The sequence below is a fragment of the Dyadobacter sp. HNCC25DJ186 genome, from assembly GCF_056895235.1.
In genome coordinates this window covers 364,903-384,463 of record NZ_JBXHAS010000001.1, presented here as the reverse complement: position 1 = coordinate 384,463, position 19,561 = coordinate 364,903, and the positions used below count along the sequence as shown (strand labels likewise).

The following is a 19,561-nucleotide window of genomic DNA, read 5'->3' as shown; positions in this document are numbered from 1 at the left end:
ATCGGCTGTTCTGTCAGACGGCGGATCTCTGCCCGGACATAGCTGCGCGGCGAGCCGGGATGTACGAAACGGCCAGGGTTATGATAACGATGATGACACCGGTAAAGAATATATCCTGCCATATTAATTTAACAGGATAGGCATCTACAAGCGCTGTCGTCATGCCCATAGACACAAATCCATAACTAATTTGAAGCCAGCAAATCAAAACTCCAAAAATGATTCCAACAATCGCGCCAGAAAGTGCAACTATGGCACCTTCAGCAAGAAATATTTTTCTGATTAACGAAGGTGTTGCGCCAAGTGCATAAAGCATCGACACATCTTTCTTCTTTTCAATAGCCAGCATACTAAGTGAAAAGAAGATATTAATGGCTGCTACTAAAATAATAAAGGAAAGCGTAACAGATACGAACAACTTTTCAACACGGATCGCACGAAGGAGATCTGCGTTCATCGCATCACGGTCGCGAACTATAAATTTGTTGCCTAATTTTTCTCTAAGCGCTTTGGCAACCTGTTTTTCCGTAAAACCTGGTGCTGTTTTTATTTCAAGGGAAGAGCGCTGCCCATTGTATTGCAGAAGCGCATCAACGATTGGAAGCGGAGCAATGACATAATCGTCATACCTGCTTTCAATAAAAAAAACGCCACCCGGACGAATAACTGTCTGGTTGAAAGCTTCCGTGGAAGTAAGGTTTAGTGTTTTGGTTCCTGTTCTGGGATACCAAAGTTCAAGTGGCGTCAAAATATCTTCAAGCGATATGGTCAGCGCATTTCTGACGCCTTCCGAAATGACGGCAAAAGGGGTTCCGTTGCCTCCATACAGGTTTAGAGAGCCTTCAATTAAAGCAGTATCCAACTGGCCGCGTCGGGAAAAAGTACTGTCAACACCTTTCAGTTTGACAATCGTTTGCTGATTTCCATAACGCGCCAGCGCATTGTCTTCAATGACCTGCGTAATTAACTGAACGCCATCCACCGATTTAACCATTTTTAAAACCGAATCTGAAACCGTAAAACGTTTACCTTCCGAGGGTGTAACGGTTACGTCAGCATCGAAAGTTTTAAACATTTTACGGTTAAGCTCTTCCATACCATTAAAAACAGAAAGAACAACCACCATCGCCATTGTGCCGACTGCAACGCCAGCCATAGCAATACGTGCGATCACACTGATGAAACTACGCTTGTTACGGGAAAAAAAATAGCGAATGGCAATTCTATACGAAAAATTCATTGTCAGTTACGCTTGTGATCAGTTCTTCTCTTCTTCTTCGTCGTCCGGTTGTGCAGGCGGAATGACCAAATCTGCAAAAAGAAGATCCATCTTTGCTGCGTATTCAGCAGTATCATCGATATAGAATTGTAAATGAGGCACAATACGCAACTGGTGACGAACGCGTTCAGCCAGTTTTTGTCTGATGAATTTTGTATTTTCCTTAATTGTTTCGAGTAAAAAACCTTTATTTTTATCAGGTAAAAAGCTCAGGTATGCCCGCGCAATCCCAAGATCCGGGGAAACGCGGACTGCAGTAATCGTAACGAACGAGCCGTTTACCAAATGTTGTGCGTCTTGTTGAAAAATTTCACCTAAATCCTTCTGGATTTGTCTCCCTACCTTTTGTTGTCTCTTCGATTCCATCTTTTTCTGATTGCGGACTTTGGACGTTTGATTATTTTTAATGAAATTTTCAAACCTTCCGCTATCCTCCTTAACTTCTGCTATCTACTATATTTAATACAAATATCCATACTTATTTTGTTTTTGTAGACCCCTCGGTTGTAATTTCGTGAAAGTATTCATGTCGTCCTATCTAACCATCCAGTTTCTTGCTTAGTTTTTTTCGGGTTAATGCGGCTTATCAGATGATCAGTGTGGTAGTATTTTTTCTACTGCTGAGGCTGCCGTTCTTTTTTGGAGGAATACCGTTATTGATACCAGAACTGAGCTGGATGCTTGTCGGAGAGCAAATGAACCACGGTTTTATGCTTTATCGGGACGTTTGGGACAACGTCAGTCCCTTTTCCGGACTTGCCTACTGGCTCATTGATTCTGTTTTCGGCAGGTCGCAGGGAGTATATCAGCTCATCGCGGCCGGACTTGGAATTATTCAAATTCTGTACTTCAATTACGTTATATTTTCAAGAGAAGTTTTTCCTGAACGCACCTATATTCCGGGCGCACTCTACGCCATTTTTCTGAACATCTCATTTGACCTCGGCACGCTGTCGCCGATGTTAATGGCCAATACTTTTTTGCTTTTTGCGTTTGGTTTAATCGTTAAAATTCTGGTTCGCCGGGAAGCTACAAATCAGGTTTTTGAAATGGGTTTGTACATTGGTATAGCGACGTTGTTTTATTTGCCAGCTTCTTTGTTCATGGTCTGGGCATTTCTGGCATTGCTTTTTTATACCGGCGCAACGATAAGGCACCATTTATTAGGGCTTTTTGGTTCGCTCTTTCCTCTGCTGATGGTGTTGTTATTTTTCTATATGAATGATGGAATTGAGAGTTTAAACCGTAATTTGCTGACTTCTGTTTTTCAGGTAAAACAATATAATCTTACCGACTTTTCTTCACTTTTAGCTTCTTTGCTCTTGCCGCTCGGTTTTGGGATTTTAGGTTTTATGCGGATTTTTACGACTTTACGGTTCGTGAACTACCAGACCAGGATCCAGCAGGTGATGGCACTTTGGTTTATCGTTTCCGTTTTTACGATTCCATTAATGCAGTATCTGGCCCCAATGCAGTTTGTGATTTTCATTCCACCGGCGGCTTTTTTTGCAACACATTATTTCCAGAGTTTCAAGCGCAAAAGTTTCGGAGATGAGTTTCAGTTTATACTGATGACTGCGGTTATCGTGTTTATCCAGTATCAGGGGACACGTGGAATTTTGCCGGGCATTTCGATGGGGAAACTCGAAAATCTTCGATCGAAGTCGGCCTCGCTGCCGGCAGAGATCAAAAATAAGAGAATACTGGTTTTAGGGCAACATGCCGGGGAGTATAAGGAAAATTATTCCGCTACGCCCTACCTGAACTGGGATCTGTCAAGTTACGACTTGAAAAATCTGGACAATTTTGACAGTGTGATCCATGTCTACGACAATTTCAGGAAGGATCCGCCGGATTATGTGATTGATAAGGTCAACATTATGCCCAAACTTTTATCCAGGGTTCCTGCGCTTCAAAGCCAGTATAAGCTGAGCCCGTGGAAAGGGATTTACCAGAAAATTCAATAGTAAAAAATAGGACCGGCCATCAACGATGACCGGTCTTATTTTTTTTATCGTGATTTATATATTAACAAGCGATTTTGTTCACGCGTGTCTGGTGTCTTCCTCCTTCAAAATCAGTATTTAAAAATGCCTCGATACTCGCGATCGCAGTTTCCAGCGTTATAAAACGTACCGGAATACAAATCACGTTAGCATCATTATGCTGGCGCGACAATGCCGCAAGTTCTAGATCCCATACCAAAGCGGCACGAATTCCCTGGTGTTTGTTTGCGGTGATACACACGCCCTGACCACTGCCACAAAGCAGTATCCCTTTTTCAAATTCTTTGCTCTCAACACCGCTTGCAACGGGATGTGCAAAATCTGCATAATCGGCAGAATCCGGGCTGTATGTTCCAAAATCCTTCACTTCATAACCATTATTGGTAAGCCAGGTGGTAATTGGTTCTTTGTAGGGGAAACCAGCATGGTCGGAACCGATCGCAATTTTTTTCATTACTTTTTTGTTAATTGTGTCCAGGTAAATAACGATTCTGTCTTAGAAATTGTTAAATTTTCCAGATTAAGTTAAACTGGAAAACAAAGTTAACAGCAAATCAATGAACTAAAATAATTTTGAGAATATGAATGATGAATTAAAAAATGAAAATTCGAAATTAATAGATGTTTCGCTTCTTAATGCGGCCGTGCCGGAAGATGAAATTCAAATAAAAGCGGCTTTTGAAGATCGGAACTGGAGTGAAATAAAAAGTGCTGATTCCTGGGTTATATTTAAGGTAATGGCGGAGTTTGTCGAGGGTTTTGATAAGCTCGCGAAAATCGGTCCCTGTGTTACGATTTTTGGCTCGGCCCGCACGAAACCTGATAATCCTTATTATAAAGTGACGGAAGATATTGCGGCAAAATTGGTAAGACACGGCTATGGCGTTGTTACCGGCGGTGGGCCGGGTATTATGGAAGCGGGTAATAAAGGAGCCTTTGAGCAGGGTGGGAAATCAGTCGGTCTGAATATTAAATTGCCTTTTGAACAACATAGCAATCCTTACATCGACCACGATAAAAATATCAATTTCGACTTTTTCTTTGTCCGGAAAGTAATGTTCGTAAAATACTCGCAAGGTTTCATCGTCATGCCAGGTGGATTTGGAACTTTGGATGAGCTTTTTGAAGCGATGACACTGATCCAGACTAAAAAGATCGGACGTTTTCCAATAGTTTTGTTTGGCAGCAGTTACTGGTCAGGTTTACTGGACTGGATCAAAAGCACGATGCTGACCGAAGGAAATATAAATCCGGAGGATATGAAACTTATCAGTGTTGTGGATACGCCGGATGAAGCAGTACATGTGATAGACGAATTCTATTCCAAGTACTTGCTGAAGCCAAACTTCTGATGAATTATTTTATTGATTATCTAAATAAAATAGTCCCGTTGCCGGCAGAAAGCGCGGCGGCAATCAATGCCATAACAGTTCATAAACAACTTTCTAAACATACATCGCTGCTTCAAAACGGCGATGTATGCAAAGAATTTCACTTTATAGAAAAGGGCATTGCCCGAGTTTTTTATTATAAAGACGGCAAGGAAGTGACTGCATGGTTCGCAGGCGAAAACCAGATTGTCAGTGCCATTGACAGTTTATTTACTGGCAATGCTTCTTCTTATAACATTGAGGTTTTAGAAGATTCTTCGATATGGAGTCTACAATACAACAAAATTGAACCGGTTTTTCTAGACCATCCGATCGTGGAAAGGCTAGGACGGTTGCTGATCACGCAAAATTATCTTCTGCTTGACGAGCGTATGAAACTCTTTGCGTTTTGTACGGCTGAGGAGCGTTACGAACGTTTATTGCTTCAAATTCCGGATATTCTTCAGCGGGTTAAACTCGGACAGATAGCTTCCTATCTGGGTATTTCACAGGAGCATCTGAGCCGGATCCGGGGCAGGATGTGAGGGTTGGTCGTTAGGAGTTAGCGTTTAGATATTTTTTAGTAATCGTGACCTGGTATCGAAAGTTATTGTGTTTTTTACACGATTTTGATAATTGTCAAAGGAATCTGTGGTGAGAATGTGGAAGTTTGAGTTGTAAATCTCACAATTCAAACTTCTTTTTATGGATACTTCACTTAGAATGTTTCTGCATATTTTTTATCTCATTGCAGGAACCGTGCTTGCATACTTTGCAACGCTGTTTATCTCAAATCTGTTATTTCCGGAAACAGGATGTATATCCCTGAAAGGTATTTTCTGGGCAATAATTTACATCGCATTTTTCATCACAACCGGAGCTCAAATTTTTTCAGGGAAGGTGCTTACCAGCAAAATGGTTACTAAGAATTTACTATTCTGCGCAGTTACGCCCTATGTTTTATTGGCGGTTATATCTGTTTTTAGTTAATCAAATAACATCTAAAAATAGAAATTATGCTGACGATCATATTCCTAGTTTTTGGCCTTTGTTTTATCCTGGAACGAATGATTCCGGGATGGAAGTTGCCGGAAGTTCCGACTTGGACAATCCGAGTGCTGGCCATCAATTTTGTTCAGCTGGGCGTTGTCACGCTTGCAGGTTTGACATGGGAGAAGTGGTTTTCTTCGGTAAGTATTTTCAAAATGTCAAATCATGTCAATGATGTTGCCGGAGGAATGATTGCCTATTTCATTGCAACTTTTATTTTTTACTGGTGGCATAGATGGCGGCATACGGTTGATTATTTATGGACTCATTTTCACCAGATTCACCATAGTCCTCAACGGCTGGAAGTTATTACTTCCTTTTACAAACATCCGTTAGAAATGACTGTCAATTCTCTGATTGGGAGTTTGCTGGTATACACCTTGTTAGGACTAAATGTTGAGGCAGGCGGAATTTATACGCTTTGTACTGCGCTGGGTGAATTTTTCTATCATACCAATGTAAAAACTCCTCAATGGATCGGTTACATATTTCAACGGCCTGAAATGCACAGAATTCATCATGAATATGAAAAACATACGAATAATTATGGTGATATTGTCTGGTGGGATATGCTGTTTGGCACCTACGAAAATCCGAAAGAGTTTAAAAGTTCGTGCGGTTTTGATAATGAAAAAGAGCAGCGTTTAACGGATATGCTAAAATTTAAAGATGTCCATAAAGAATAATTTGACACACTTTATCCTAAAAAAATGAATAATTCCGTCCGAATTTGTCTCCTTGCCAGTAACCTGGCTTATCCATTTGTTTCGAGCATCGGTGTTAAATTAGTATTGCCCAATTTATTTTTTCTACCTGTATGTCTTGTTGAATGCTCGCTGGATGGGAAAATTCTTAGTTTATTACTTCTTATCACTTGGTTTTATTGTTGGGTGATGTTGTTAAAAATGCACGGTAAACTATTGCCTGTCTTAATCTGCCAAAGCATATTTATGGTTCATGTTGGCCTGCTGGCTTACGATGCTATTGTTGCGCGGAGCTTTTCTGTCTTGCTAACGGTGCACATGCTTCCAAGTTACATTGTACTCGTTTGCTATCTAGTCGTCTGTTATGAATATTATTTATTCAGATTTAAACCCACCTTTCAAAACTCCAAATAAGGCTCAATCTTCTCAATTAATTTTTCATCCAGGACCCGAACTTTTTTCAGGTCATCAATTGATTGGTAAGGTCCGTGCTGGATTCTGTAATTTATTATGACAGCATTTATTTTCTTTTTACGTAAATACGAATGTTGCCCCAATTCTTCGGCCGTCGCGGTGTTTAAATTGATTTTCTTAACGCGGCTTTGAACTTTTGCATATTTGGTTAGCTCCGATAATGCAAGAGAATCGAGGCCGAAAATTTCAGAGAACTGGCTTGTGGAATGAAATCCGCCAAGACCATCACGGAATTTTAAAATACGAACGGACAATTTACTGCCGATTCCTTTCAACCTGATTAGTTGTGTGGTATCCGTTGTGTTAATATCGAAAGGAGCAATAATTGCTTTCGTAAAAACCTTGGCTTCTTTTGGTGAGGGGTTATTTTTATAAGATTTGTCAGCATACTTCGTGGCAGAAGATTTAGTTTCAACTGCCGGAAGTTTGATATTGATATAAGATTCCAGGTTTTTGTAAACATCAGAAGGGAAATCATAAATGTGCAACAGATCTTCTTTTTTTCTAAATTTTCCGCCTTTGGATCTGTACTTATCTATCCTTTTGGCAATGAATTTTGGTATGCCAAGTTCTTGAAGTTGTTCAATTGAAGCCGTATTGGGGTCAAAAGAAGATAGACGAACCGGGCGATCGGGTGTTTTATTATATTCCTTTTTAGGATAGCTATTTTCTCTTTCAACTTCACCCGCAGCTGCATCTATCTCTAACTGCGAAACAATGCTGTCCAGTTTTTGTGTATCAATAGGTTCGGAGGATACCGGGAAATGCGGTAATATCCATCGTCTGAAAACAAACGGCGTCCAGATTAGCACGAATGACAAGAGTATCAGTACGAAACCAGCGCGTGCCTGTTTTCTGGATATACCGAAATAATCTTCAAGCTGATCGATGATGCGTCGGAACATAAGTCAAAAGTTTAGGACATAAATAGTAGTCCTGCTTTTGACGCTGAAATGTTATATTGGTTTCCAGATTTTTAGTGAAGTATTTTCAGCGATACGATCAAAGTCAATGTCGTTATGACAAAGTTCAATATCAAAAAACATACAATAGTGAGCAATCAGGCAGTCGTTAGTTTTGCGGATTGTTATCCCTTTTTTGCGAAGAGTTCTATACAATTGGGCTGAGCCGTCATATAATTCGAATGTCGGTGCTGGGAGTGATGGAAGACTTTTAAAATGGCTTTTAATAGCATTATAGGTAGAGTCATTTTTAATTCCTTGCAACACTTCCAAAGTAATAATTCCAATCATGCAGACTTGGCCCTTGTCAAGACATTGGTGAAGGAAATCTGTTCCTGGGTCCTTAATTCCATTGAAGTAGTTAATCCAAACTGACGTATCAAATATCTTGTACATCCTGAGATCTCATTTGGTCTAAATTTCCTTCCCATTCTACTTTTCCCCGTAACGACATTAACTGTTTACGGTGTGTTGCTGAAATGAATTCTTTTAACGCAGATTCGATGATCTGTTTTTTTGTTTTGATTTGAGTAAGCTGCATTGCTTCTTCCATTAAGGCATCATCAATTTCGACATTCGTTCTCATAATATTTGATGTTGAATACACACAAATATACAAATTTTATACACATGGTTATGCTTTGCCACCAAATTCCCTAATTTTGCCAACTGATTGTAAAAAACGGTAAAAAATACAGTCTGAAAACCTTACGTTTATTAATCAATTGTCTGAATCAATAATGAGCCAATCACCTGCTACCTCTTTACAAGACATTGTAGGGCATGCCAAAGAATACGGATTTGTGTTCCCTTCTTCCGAAATATATGATGGATTACAAGCTGTTTATGACTACGGTCAGAATGGTGTGGAACTGAAAAATAACCTGAAAGCCGTGTGGTGGAAGGCCATGACGCAGCTCAATGATAATATCGTTGGTATAGATGCTTCCATTTTTATGCATCCGCTGACCTGGAAAGCTTCCGGACACGTGGACGGTTTCAGCGATCCGATGATTGACAATAAAGATTCAAAAAAACGTTATCGCGCCGATCAGCTTTTGGAAGCAAAAGCTGAACAATATGAAGCGGATGGTCAGCCGGAAAAGGCGCAGGCATTACTTGCAGAAATGGGACGCTTGTTGAGCGCCGAAAATCTTGAAGCGGTTCGTGAATTAATTATCGCAGAAAATATAAAATGTGCTGTCTCCGGAACTGCCAACTGGACGGAAGTTCGTCAGTTTAATCTGATGTTCAGCACACAGGTAGGTTCGGTAGCTGAGGATTCAAGTTTGATATATCTTCGTCCGGAAACTGCTCAGGGAATTTTCGTAAACTTTCTGAATGTGCAGAAAAGCGGACGGATGAAGGTTCCTTTTGGTATAGCACAGATTGGAAAGGCATTCCGTAACGAAATCGTTGCGCGCCAGTTTACTTTCCGCATGCGTGAATTTGAGCAAATGGAAATGCAGTTTTTCATTCGCCCTGGTACTGAAATGGAATGGTATAACAAGTGGAAAGAGGCACGTATGAAATTTCACATAGCTTTGGGCTTACCAGCTGACAGTTTGAAATTTCATGATCATGAAAAACTTGCCCATTACGCAAATGCGGCGGTAGATATCGAATACAAATTCCCGTTTGGGTTCCGTGAAATGGAAGGAATTCACTCACGTACTGATTTTGACCTTCGTAACCATCAGGAATTGTCAAGGAAAAAGCTTCAATATTTTGATGCAGATCTTGATGAAAATGGAAAACCTTACGGAAACTATATTCCTTACGTTGTAGAAACCTCGGTAGGTGCTGACCGCCTTTTCCTTGCCACATTCTGCAATGCTTATACCAAAGAAACGGTAGGTGAGGGCGATTCTGAAAAAGAACGTACTTATCTGAAATTACATCCGGCATTGGCTCCTTTCAAAGTTGCTGTTTTACCATTGGTTAAAAAAGATGGACTGGCCGAAAAAGCGCAGGCGATTACAAATTCTTTGAAATCTGCTTTCCGTACTACGTATGACGACGGAGCGGCCATTGGAAAACGTTATACTCGCCAGGATTTAATTGGTACTCCATTCTGTGTGGTGGTAGATTATCAAACGATGGAGGATGATACAGTGACGATCCGTCACCGTGATTCGATGGAACAAGAACGTGTTCTGATCGGTGAGTTGAAAGAAAAAATAGGCTATCAGGTTTCAATTGAAAGAATTCTGGAAGCGATCTGATCATTTCACCAGCATTTATAAAATCAAAAAAGGGTTTTCGATATCGAAAACCCTTTTTTGATTGATATTAAGTCCTGATTATGCAAGCTTAACATTAACGGCGTTTAGCCCTTTGCGACCCTCCTGAAGATCATAAGTAACTTCGTCGTTTTCGCGTACTTCGTCAACAAGACCTGAGATATGTACGAAATAATCCTGTCCTGTTTCTGCGTCTTTAACAAACCCGTAACCTTTTTCGTCGTTAAAGAATTTAATTGTTCCTTGATTCATAAAAATATTATATTGAAATTATTTTAAACAAATATAATAAGAAGCGTAACTTATTTACAAGAGTTAATAATAAAATAATGAAGTATTTTCTTCGCTAAGCCATAGAGATTTATAATATTTCAACAGTTTTTTTGATATTTTTCTTTCTATCATTGTAAAACTGTACCTTTGCGGTTTATATCGCATTTTCTATGACTGAACAGATTCTTATTCTAGATTTTGGCTCACAATACACGCAATTAATTGCGCGTCGGGTTCGGGAACTCAATGTTTATTGTGAAATCCATCCATACAATAACTTCCCGGAGCTCACTCCGAATATCAAAGGTGTTATCCTTTCAGGCAGCCCCTGTTCCGTAAGAGACGAAAACGCTCCTTATGTAGACCTCGATAAATTCAGGAAGGTTGTTCCTGTGCTCGGTGTTTGTTACGGTGCCCAATTAATGGCGCAATTGATGGGTGGCGAGGTGAGAGCTTCACAACATCGTGAATATGGAAGAGCTCGTTTGGAAATAGATGATGAAGATTCGTCATTGCTTGCCGGACTTTCTGCAACTTCTCAGGTTTGGATGTCACACGGCGATACAATTGTTACAATTCCGGAAAGTTTTAAAATCATTGCTTCTACTGAGTCGGTAAAAGTTGCTGCTTTTAAAATTGCGGAGGAGCTAACCTACGGAATCCAGTTTCATCCGGAAGTTACACATTCTACGGAGGGAAAACAGCTTATGCACAATTTCGTGGTTGGCATTTGCGGGTGCAAGCAAGATTGGACGGCAGATGCTTTTGTTGAACAATCGATCAGTGCCTTGAAAGCGAAACTTGGAAATGACCGTGTTGTTATGGCTCTTTCCGGTGGGGTTGATTCCACAGTTGCAGCAACACTTGTACACCATGCAATCGGTAAAAATCTGTTCTGCATTTTTGTTGATAACGGATTATTGAGAAAAGGTGAATTTGAGCAAGTGCTTGAATCATACCGCGATATGGGTTTAAATATTAAAGGTGTTGATGCAAAAGACTTGTTTTATAACGCTTTGGACGGTTTGTCTGATCCGGAAGCAAAAAGAAAGGCAATCGGAAAAGCATTTATCGATGTTTTTGATCAGGAATCTCATTTAATCGAAGATGTTAAATGGCTTGGTCAGGGAACAATATATCCTGATGTTATTGAATCAGTTTCAGTGAAAGGCCCATCAGCGACTATAAAATCGCACCACAATGTAGGTGGTTTACCTGATTTTATGAAGCTGAAAATTGTTGAGCCGCTTAATACCTTGTTTAAAGACGAAGTAAGGCTGGTTGGAAAAACATTAGAGATTGACCCAACGATATTAGGTCGGCACCCATTCCCGGGTCCTGGTCTGGCTATCCGTATTTTGGGGGATATAACACCCGAAAAAGTAGCGATTTTACAGGAGGTTGATGCCATATTCATCGGAGGACTTAGAAAATGGAATCTTTACAACGAGGTTTGGCAGGCTGGTGTTATGCTTTTGCCGGTTAAAAGCGTCGGCGTAATGGGTGATGAGCGCACTTATGAAAGTGTTGTTGCTTTGCGGGCTGTAACCTCAGTGGATGGTATGACGGCCGATTGGGCACATTTACCTTATGATTTTCTTGCAGAAGTTTCGAATGATATAATCAATAAAGTTAAAGGCGTTAACCGCGTCGTTTATGATATTTCGTCGAAGCCACCGGCAACGATTGAATGGGAATAAAGATATTTAATTTACGTATATAAAAGTAAAAGCGGGCTGGTTTAGCTCGCTTTTTACTTTTATATTTTTTGGGATATTTATCACTACATCAGGATCGCCCGACCCCGCGGCTTATCAAACTCAATACGAATAAAACCAGGAATACAAAGAAAAGTATTTTAGCTATTCCAGCAGCACCCGCTGCAATTCCACCAAATCCAAGTACCCCGGCAATGATGGCAACGATCAGAAATATTACTGTCCATTTTAGCATAATTGACAAATAGTTAGTTGATTAATAAAATATGAAATGATTTCTACTATTTATATGCCAGAAGTATATTTCAGAAAATAACACCCTCAGAGCTCTGAATCGACTGAATCTGACTGGAATTGTAGATTTAATGTAGAGATTGCTTCCCAATTTTATTTGATAATGGAATAAAAAGTTACATCAATTCTTGTTTGAGATAGAATTTGACTTATTCGAAGTTAAAATATAAGTTTTAAACTGATTTGATTAATCAATAAGGCTAGCTAACGGGTTTGCCTTAATTTGCGTAATATTTAATATGTAATTTTAGTTTTTACGAATGAATAAACTGCTTTTCCTTGTTCTGGCTGCTTTCAGTTGTACAGCCGCATTTGCTCAGTCAGACCGCTGGCAGCAACGTGCTAAATATCAGATGAATGTCGATTTTGATGTGAAAACACATCAATACAAAGGCGTACAGAAACTTGTTTATACTAACAATTCTCCCGACACGCTAACCAAAGTATTTTACCATCTTTACTTAAATGCTTTTCAACCGGGAAGTCAAATGGATGTGCGTTCAAGGACGATCAGCGATCCGGACCCACGTGTGAAGGACCGTATTTCCAAACTTTCTCCAAGCGAAATTGGCTACGAAAAAGTTCTTTCCTTAAAACACAATGGAAAACCGTTGAAGTACGAAGTTGTCGGGACGATATTGGAAGTAACACTTAACGAAAAAATTCTACCTAAAACGCAGCATACTTTTGATCTGGAATTTGAAGCACAAATGCCAATCCAGATTCGTCGCAATGGACGGGACAACAGCGAAGGAATTGATTATTCCGTCGCGCAATGGTATCCTAAAATGTGCGAGTATGATTATGAGGGCTGGCATGCAAATCCCTATATCGCCCGTGAGTTTTATGGTGTTTGGGGAGATTTTGACGTGAAAATTACGCTTGATGCATCCTACATGGTTGCTGCAACGGGTTATCTTCAAAACGCGGACAAGATCGGTTATGGCTATTCCAAGAAAGAAGTAAAACATAAGGCAGGTGAAAAATTAACCTGGCATTTCATCGCACCGGAAGTGCACGATTTTATGTGGGCAGCCGACCGCGACTACAAACACGATGTCGTTAAAGTGGACGATAATCTCGATCTGCATTTTTTCTATCAAACGGATACTTTGGCTAATGTCTGGAAAGAAATGGAGCCTCTGGCAGTTCGGGCTTTCAAGATTATGAATGAAAAATTTGGCCGTTATCCTTATAAACAATATTCGATTATTCAAGGTGGAGATGGCGGTATGGAATACCCAATGGCAACGCTGATTACCGGGCGTCAAAACTTACCTGGTTTGTTAGGTGTTGCAGTCCATGAATCAATCCATAGCTGGTTCCAAATGATTTTGGGTACTAATGAATCCAAATATTCTTGGATGGACGAGGGTTTCACAACGTATGCGCAGAATATTGTAATGTCGGAATTATTTCAGTCCAAAACGGATCCGCAGCGCGCGACGACGAACAGTTATAGAAATCTTGTCAAATCAGGTTTGGAAGAACCTTTGACGACGCATGCGGATCATTATAATACCAACCGGGCTTACAGTATCGCAAGTTATTCAAAGGGTGCGGTTTTCTTAAATCAGCTTGGTTACATAATCGGACAGGATAAGCTGGAATCGGGCATGAAACGTTATTTTAATGAGTGGAAGTACAAACATCCAAATCCAACGGATTTGAAACGGATTATTGAAAAGGAATCAGGTTTGGAATTGGATTGGTATTGGGAGGATTTTGTCGGAACTACAAAAACCATAGATTATGGAATTAAGGAAATCGTTCCGATTGGTGGAAAAACGGATGTTGTGATCGAGAAAATAGGGCAAATGCCGATGCCTCTGGATGTTGTTGTTAGTTATAAGGATGGCACGCAGGAGAATTTCTATATTCCGTTGGAAATGATGCGTGGAGAGAAGGGGGAGAAAATGTATTCCAAAACGACATTGTTGTCAGATTGGGGCTGGACATATCCGGAATATACTTTTACAATCGATCGCATATCCACTGATATCGACCGCATCGTGATTGATCCAAGCCAGCGTATGGCAGACATTAATCCTGAAAATAATAGTTATCCCTCTTTGCCAAAAGTTGCGCCAAGATTTAAGGGGTCAAAAGTAAAATAAAACGATCGGTCAGGCGCCGGGCATTCCATTCTGGCTCCTGGCCAATTTTTTATTTTAAATCTGCAAGACTAAATGTGGTTCCCAGCCGGAATTCGACTTTATTGATTTTGTAGCTGTCAAATTGTACGACTGTTTCAATTCTGAAAAAGCGCAGTATATGATCTATGCCATAGACCAATTCACCATAATGACGCGACGTTGGTGAAAATAGATAATGCAACTGAACCGTTTCTTTGAGTCCCCGAAGACGAAAAACAGGTAACTGTGTAATTATAAATCGCTGCATTGCCCATAATGCGTGCCCTTCGACAAACCATTGCTGTGTGCTGTGTTCGTAATAAGGTAAACTTCTAAACTGGTTAAGCGGATCGCCCAGACGGAAGAAAGATTCGTTGCCGAGGAAATGTCGGAAATCAGGAAAATACATTTCTTTATTACTTAAAAAACCTCCGCCTTTTACAGAATAACCGATAGTATTTCTCGGGCCGAGATCAATACTTTGACGGATACCTCCCTGCAAAAAGTCATAATTAACGTCACCTCCAAAACCTAATCCGGATTTGTAAAGAACACTGAAAGATGGTTTTTTACTTCTCAAATATCGCTTTTCACCATTGCGGACCAAATACCTGCGCCAAGGCCGGATATCTGCGCTGATCTGAAATATCAGCGCGTCATGGTTAGGGAAACCGGTATTTTCCAGCTCATCATTTATGGGCCTGTTGGGTATGAAATTTCTCTTAGGCCAGTCGATAAAGGATTTTATGTTTTCCATATCAAACAATTCCTGGCGCTGTTCGTATTCCAAACTGGTATTGAAATTAAAAACATCAAAAATATTTCTGATAGAATATTCTGTTTTCAGGAATTTGGACTGATAAAGTTTCGCCCGATTTCGTTCAAAAATCAATGTGGAAACGGTATTCCCAAACGGTGTGATCGGATTATCTCGATTGATCTGATTGACCATTTCACCACCAGTGATCAGGAAATTAGAGTTCTTGTTACCGATATTGGCTTCCAGATTTCCATTAAAACGATCTCGGCCAAAGGTATAACGTCCATAAGGCCGAACTGTAAAGTAACTGGATTTACCCCAGCGTTTCTGATATTCTGCGGAGAGATTTAAGGCGTAACCTTCTACGGTGTTATAATAAAAAGCAAGAAATGGACTTTCTATCCGTAAAAAATTCTGCTTTTTGAATGAATAAGTATTCCCGACCAGGATGTGCTGTAATTTAAAATTCGTGGAATCCGGGCGACTATTAAATTTATGGGCATCCTTAATCACTCTGATACTATCCTGCATAGCATAACTCTGAACTTCGGAATTGGTCAATGGAATCGGACGCAGGTTTTCCCAGTAAGTGGTATCTCTTTTATTCGCCATCGTGTCAACGATGATAGAATCTTCACGTACAATTCTGGTGTCTTCGCCCTTATTTTTCCTTTCCTTTTTAAGCTCCTTATCGTATTCTTTTGTAAACTTTCGAAGGTTTTTGGTTGAAAACGCTTTTTGTTCCTGAATCATCTTTTCGAGATTTTTCTTACGGATTTTTTCAGAAACTTCCTCGTCGACCTTTGGATCTTTTACCACGATATCTTCCTTCAATCCCGGATCAACATCCATTTTCTGATAGGTCAGCGAAACCAGGTATTTAAATTCTCCCGCGAAACCCAGATAACTACCTTTGATCCTGAACTGCTGGTTGACAGGAAGCCAGACATTTTGGATCGGGTTGAATATTTGCCTGGCAGAGATGTCCAGACCACTATTCGTCGTTTCAAGATCATAACTATGAATAGCCCAGCGTTCGTCGATTATGTACAAACTGCCGCGAAAAACGCCTTCGCCATAAGCTCTGGGAATTACTTTTATTTTATTGATAATCTGTCCGCGGTCCTCGAAATAACCTTCATATTCAAATTTGTAATAAGCAAAAGATTTTGGTGACAGCGGAGAAATCGTACCCGCAATTTCCGGACTATACAAGCTGGCTAAAATATATTCGTTGGGCGATGGGATGCTATTGTCGAGGCTATTCCGGGTGGAAAGAATATTCTGTTTGAAATTGTTTGGTCGGCGATATTGTATTTCTGCAACGCTCTCGTTAATGATGGCTTTTCCCTCCTGGACACCTTCTTTTTTCAATCTACGCTCAACCAGATATGGTATTTTCGTCGGAAGTGCCGTACTTCTTGAATAAACTTTGGCAGTATATGCCCGAACCTGGAGCTGATGAAAACGGGCTTTGGCAATCGCTTTCCGCATGATCGTATAAGCGGGATCTTCTCTTTTATTGTCAACCTTTACTTCATCAAGGTTCAGTGCCTGCTCTTCCAGGACAATATTCAATTCCTGGAAATCATTGCCCACAACAACCGATTTTGTGAGTGTTTTAAAGCCCAGGTACTGGAAAATGATCTCGTAAGTTCCTGCTGGTAAGGTAAATTCGTATAAACCTTCATCATTCGCAATGGTACCTTCACCGCTTGTTTTTACAACAATTCCTGCATAGGGCAGGGCATCGCCTGTTTTATTTGAAATACGCCCTTTGATTCCTCCTGCCTTCGATGCGGCAACAATGAAAAATAGAAAAACTGAGCAAAGAATAAGGCGCATAACGTTGATAAAGGATACTAGGTTGAAATCAGAAGATAAATCTGCCGTTATTCTTTAAGGGAATGTCCGCAATTACTGCAAAAATTGGCGTTTGATGGAACACTTTTACCACAATACAGGCATTCAAAATTATTTTCGGTTTTAATAACTGGTAACGATCTTGACATTTCAACTGTTACAATTCCTGTTGGGACAGCAATGATCGCATAGCCCATAATCATCACCAGAGACGAAATAACCTGTCCAAACGGCGTCTGCGGTGTCAAATCTCCATAACCAACAGTTGTAATTGTTACAATTGCCCAATAGATACTTTGCGGAATACTGGTAAAGCCATTTTCTTCTCCTTCAACTACATACATAATCGTGCCTATGATCAGAACCAGGGCAACGATAAACAACATAAAAACGGTTATTTTTTGCAAACTGGCAGCAAGTGCGCTTTTAAGAACCTGCGCATGATGCACAAAACTGCTTAATTTTAGAATCCTGAAAACTCTTAGCAGGCGCAATATCCGGATAGTGATCAGATAATGTCCGGAAGGCATAAAATAGGTAAGGTAAAATGGAATGATCGATAACAAATCAATGATTCCATAAAAACTTAGCAGGTATTTGAGGGGCTTGGGGTGGCTGTAAATCCGAAGGAAATATTCAATCGTGAAAACGACGGTAAAAAATGTTTCCAGATAAAAAAATTCTGGTTCGTAATTATTCCGGATTTTGGGAACACTTTCGAGACAAACGATCAAAATACTAATCAGGATGAAATAAAGCAGGAAAACGTCAAAAAGTCGCCCCTTTTTTGTATTTGCTCCGAAAATGATAATAAAAAGTTTTCCCCGTAATGAATTACGATCTATGGCCATAACCTACATTTAATATGTAAGCCGGCAATGTAAGAAAAGCCCGGGGATTGCACAAAATACAATGTCCCGGGCTTTTGTTTTATGTTAACTTAAAATCTAGCAAACGCCGTCCGTAGTGCAGCTATCGCCTTGTGCATAGGTTTGAATTGGGGCCGGGTTTTCTTTTTCCCATTCCTGAAAAGATTTTTGAAGGGCACCCAGAAAAGTGTCTGACTGCTGCGCACCTGACACTGCATATTTTCTGTCCAAAACAAAAAAAGGAACACCTCTGGCTCCAACTTGCTGCGCCTCATACACATCCTTGCGAACTTCGTCGGCATATTGGTTACTATCCAAAACACTTTTAACTGTCCCGGCATCCAACCCGATTTTCACACCAAGATCAATGAGTGTATCATGGTCAGCCGTATTTTTTCCTTCTGTAAAATAAGCGTGGAACAATTGTTCTTCTGCCTCATCACCCTTTTTATTTTTCTTGGCAAACTGGATAAACCGGTGGCTGTCAAAGGAATTTGCCAGAACCGCTTTGTCCATGTGATATTCCAGCCCAACTTCTGCCGCAACATGAGTCACATTGTCAAGCATTTGCGTGGCATGATCCGCAGTTATACCTTTTGCTTCAACCAGATAATCGATAATATTTTTACTTGGATCGGTTTCCATATCAGGATTTAACTGAAAACTTTTCCATTCCACTTCGATTCTGTCTTTTTGCGGAAATTGTTCCAGTGCTTTTTCAAATTTTCTTTTTCCTATGTAACACCAAGGGCACATTACGTCACTCCATATTTCAACTTTCATTGTCTTTTAGTTTAGTTTTTAAATTATGTCACGATCTCATTTTAGATGGTAACAAAAAGCTTTTCTTTGGGTCTTCTAACTTTTTTAGCTTTTGCCAAAACGTCATTTTACAATAACTGCCGTCTTGATTAGAACACTAAGCAGATCTTTTTCGTTTAATCGCAAAATTGCATCCAGACTCTCTGCGTATAAACCTTCCATGGGTGTGGCGTCAATTTGTTCATAAACGGCTGCAGAAAGTGCATTCCCCGATGCGGTATAGGCGTGTTCCACTGCCCATGATTACAATTCGACCGTACAAACTTAAATAAATAAACTATATATTTGTAAGTGCTATACAATAGGATAGTAATAAAATAGAAAGACGGATGGAAGCGAAGCAGGAATTTTTAGAAGAAAAATTAAATCATAGCGATTGCACAAAAAGCCTTTTACCGGTACGTGACGCTCTGGATGCGCTCAATGGGAAATGGAAACTTCAGATCGTAATTTCTTTGATGTTTGGAAATAAACGTTTCACGCAGATTGCGAAGGAAATTCCGAATATTACAGACAAAATGTTATCGAAAGAATTACGAGATCTGGAAGCACATCAGTTGGTGAAGCGTACGGTTTATGATTCCATACCAGTGGTGGTAGAATATACCTTGACCGAACATGGAAGGTCCTTGCGTGATTTAATCGATGTGCTGCGTGTTTGGGGAATTAAACACAGAAATCAGGTAATGGGGAAACTGGAAGTAAGTGAGGCTTTGGAAGTATAAGCGGAAATATCTGA

At 40.1% G+C, this 19,561-nt stretch carries 21 protein-coding genes; 9 read left to right on the top strand and 12 right to left on the bottom strand.

What is annotated here, in order from left to right; genetic code table 11:
• Nucleotides 1-13: 13 nt before the first annotated feature.
• Both AC1XUO_RS01650 and rbfA read right to left on the bottom strand, forming a co-directional pair.
• Nucleotides 14-1,240, bottom strand: coding sequence for an ABC transporter permease (locus AC1XUO_RS01650; RefSeq protein ID WP_483328016.1), 1,227 nt, complete (start codon nucleotides 1,238-1,240; stop codon nucleotides 14-16).
• A gap of 18 nt (nucleotides 1,241-1,258) precedes the next feature.
• The gene (rbfA, locus tag AC1XUO_RS01645) at nucleotides 1,259-1,645 is read right to left on the bottom strand and encodes a 30S ribosome-binding factor RbfA (RefSeq protein ID WP_235148921.1); all 387 of its coding nucleotides are present in this window, start codon (nucleotides 1,643-1,645) and stop codon (nucleotides 1,259-1,261) included.
• A 188-nt stretch (nucleotides 1,646-1,833) separates the two neighbouring features.
• Here rbfA and AC1XUO_RS01640 point away from each other — a divergent pair, with 188 nt between their 5' ends.
• Nucleotides 1,834-3,246, top strand: a complete 1,413-nt coding sequence (locus AC1XUO_RS01640; protein WP_483328015.1) for a hypothetical protein — start codon at nucleotides 1,834-1,836, stop codon at nucleotides 3,244-3,246.
• A 61-nt stretch (nucleotides 3,247-3,307) separates the two neighbouring features.
• Here AC1XUO_RS01640 and rpiB read toward each other — a convergent pair whose 3' ends face one another.
• Complete coding sequence (gene rpiB, locus AC1XUO_RS01635; protein ID WP_483328014.1) at nucleotides 3,308-3,739, bottom strand: ribose 5-phosphate isomerase B; 432 nt, start codon at nucleotides 3,737-3,739, stop codon at nucleotides 3,308-3,310.
• A 127-nt stretch (nucleotides 3,740-3,866) separates the two neighbouring features.
• Here rpiB and AC1XUO_RS01630 point away from each other — a divergent pair, with 127 nt between their 5' ends.
• The 4 genes from AC1XUO_RS01630 (at nucleotide 3,867) to AC1XUO_RS01615 (ending at nucleotide 6,391) form a co-directional block, all read left to right on the top strand.
• Entirely contained in the window at nucleotides 3,867-4,637 is a 771-nt protein-coding gene (locus AC1XUO_RS01630) for an LOG family protein (protein ID WP_235148924.1), read from the top strand.
• Nucleotides 4,637-5,200, top strand: a complete 564-nt coding sequence (locus AC1XUO_RS01625) for a Crp/Fnr family transcriptional regulator (RefSeq protein WP_483328013.1) — start codon at nucleotides 4,637-4,639, stop codon at nucleotides 5,198-5,200. The genes AC1XUO_RS01630 and AC1XUO_RS01625 overlap by 1 nt, the downstream gene beginning before the upstream one ends.
• 160 nt (nucleotides 5,201-5,360) lie before the next feature.
• Nucleotides 5,361-5,645 (top strand): hypothetical protein, encoded by a 285-nt coding sequence (locus AC1XUO_RS01620; RefSeq protein ID WP_483328012.1) that lies wholly within the window; start codon nucleotides 5,361-5,363, stop codon nucleotides 5,643-5,645.
• A gap of 26 nt (nucleotides 5,646-5,671) precedes the next feature.
• Nucleotides 5,672-6,391 (top strand): sterol desaturase family protein, encoded by a 720-nt coding sequence (locus AC1XUO_RS01615; protein ID WP_483328011.1) that lies wholly within the window; start codon nucleotides 5,672-5,674, stop codon nucleotides 6,389-6,391.
• Between the two features lie 416 nt (nucleotides 6,392-6,807).
• On the opposite strand, the gene AC1XUO_RS01610 is transcribed toward AC1XUO_RS01615, so the two are convergent.
• Genes AC1XUO_RS01610 through AC1XUO_RS01600 form a run of 3 tightly spaced genes read right to left on the bottom strand, consistent with a single transcriptional unit; the run spans nucleotide 6,808 to nucleotide 8,431 of the window.
• Nucleotides 6,808-7,788 carry a ComEA family DNA-binding protein gene (locus AC1XUO_RS01610; RefSeq protein WP_483328010.1) on the bottom strand — a complete coding sequence of 327 codons (981 nt, stop codon included), beginning with the start codon at nucleotides 7,786-7,788 and terminating at the stop codon, nucleotides 6,808-6,810.
• A 51-nt stretch (nucleotides 7,789-7,839) separates the two neighbouring features.
• Entirely contained in the window at nucleotides 7,840-8,241 is a 402-nt protein-coding gene (gene vapC, locus AC1XUO_RS01605) for a type II toxin-antitoxin system VapC family toxin (RefSeq protein WP_483328009.1), read from the bottom strand.
• Nucleotides 8,225-8,431 (bottom strand): type II toxin-antitoxin system VapB family antitoxin, encoded by a 207-nt coding sequence (locus tag AC1XUO_RS01600; protein ID WP_483328008.1) that lies wholly within the window; start codon nucleotides 8,429-8,431, stop codon nucleotides 8,225-8,227. The genes vapC and AC1XUO_RS01600 overlap by 17 nt, the downstream gene beginning before the upstream one ends.
• Before the next feature lie 154 nt (nucleotides 8,432-8,585).
• Here AC1XUO_RS01600 and AC1XUO_RS01595 point away from each other — a divergent pair, with 154 nt between their 5' ends.
• Entirely contained in the window at nucleotides 8,586-10,070 is a 1,485-nt protein-coding gene (locus tag AC1XUO_RS01595) for a glycine--tRNA ligase (protein WP_483328007.1), read from the top strand.
• Between the two features lie 78 nt (nucleotides 10,071-10,148).
• Here the strand turns inward: AC1XUO_RS01595 and AC1XUO_RS01590 are convergent, their stop codons facing one another.
• Nucleotides 10,149-10,340 carry a cold-shock protein gene (locus AC1XUO_RS01590; RefSeq protein WP_090335282.1) on the bottom strand — a complete coding sequence of 64 codons (192 nt, stop codon included), beginning with the start codon at nucleotides 10,338-10,340 and terminating at the stop codon, nucleotides 10,149-10,151.
• A gap of 191 nt (nucleotides 10,341-10,531) precedes the next feature.
• Between AC1XUO_RS01590 and guaA the strand changes: the two genes are divergently transcribed.
• The gene (gene guaA / locus AC1XUO_RS01585; protein ID WP_483328006.1) at nucleotides 10,532-12,061 is read left to right on the top strand and encodes a glutamine-hydrolyzing GMP synthase; all 1,530 of its coding nucleotides are present in this window, start codon (nucleotides 10,532-10,534) and stop codon (nucleotides 12,059-12,061) included.
• Nucleotides 12,062-12,149: 88 nt separating this feature from the next.
• Here guaA and AC1XUO_RS01580 read toward each other — a convergent pair whose 3' ends face one another.
• Nucleotides 12,150-12,314, bottom strand: coding sequence for a DUF1328 family protein (locus tag AC1XUO_RS01580; protein ID WP_138477434.1), 165 nt, complete (start codon nucleotides 12,312-12,314; stop codon nucleotides 12,150-12,152).
• Nucleotides 12,315-12,633: 319 nt separating this feature from the next.
• Between AC1XUO_RS01580 and AC1XUO_RS01575 the strand changes: the two genes are divergently transcribed.
• Nucleotides 12,634-14,490 (top strand): M1 family metallopeptidase, encoded by a 1,857-nt coding sequence (locus AC1XUO_RS01575; protein ID WP_483328005.1) that lies wholly within the window; start codon nucleotides 12,634-12,636, stop codon nucleotides 14,488-14,490.
• A 49-nt stretch (nucleotides 14,491-14,539) separates the two neighbouring features.
• Here the strand turns inward: AC1XUO_RS01575 and AC1XUO_RS01570 are convergent, their stop codons facing one another.
• The 4 genes from AC1XUO_RS01570 to AC1XUO_RS01555 form a co-directional block, all read right to left on the bottom strand.
• Nucleotides 14,540-17,113: a DUF5686 and carboxypeptidase regulatory-like domain-containing protein gene (locus AC1XUO_RS01570; protein ID WP_483328004.1), complete on the bottom strand. Its 2,574-nt coding sequence runs from the start codon at nucleotides 17,111-17,113 to the stop codon at nucleotides 14,540-14,542.
• 47 nt (nucleotides 17,114-17,160) lie between these two features.
• Entirely contained in the window at nucleotides 17,161-17,982 is an 822-nt protein-coding gene (locus AC1XUO_RS01565) for an ion transporter (protein WP_483328003.1), read from the bottom strand.
• Nucleotides 17,983-18,078: 96 nt separating this feature from the next.
• On the bottom strand, nucleotides 18,079-18,783 hold the full coding sequence (locus tag AC1XUO_RS01560) for a DsbA family oxidoreductase (protein ID WP_483328002.1): 705 nt from the start codon (nucleotides 18,781-18,783) through the stop codon (nucleotides 18,079-18,081).
• A gap of 102 nt (nucleotides 18,784-18,885) precedes the next feature.
• Nucleotides 18,886-19,056, bottom strand: coding sequence for a hypothetical protein (locus tag AC1XUO_RS01555; protein ID WP_483328001.1), 171 nt, complete (start codon nucleotides 19,054-19,056; stop codon nucleotides 18,886-18,888).
• Nucleotides 19,057-19,151: 95 nt separating this feature from the next.
• On the opposite strand from AC1XUO_RS01555, the gene AC1XUO_RS01550 reads away from it, so the two are divergent.
• Entirely contained in the window at nucleotides 19,152-19,547 is a 396-nt protein-coding gene (locus AC1XUO_RS01550) for a winged helix-turn-helix transcriptional regulator (RefSeq protein ID WP_483328000.1), read from the top strand.
• The last annotated feature ends 14 nt before the right edge of the window (nucleotides 19,548-19,561 follow it).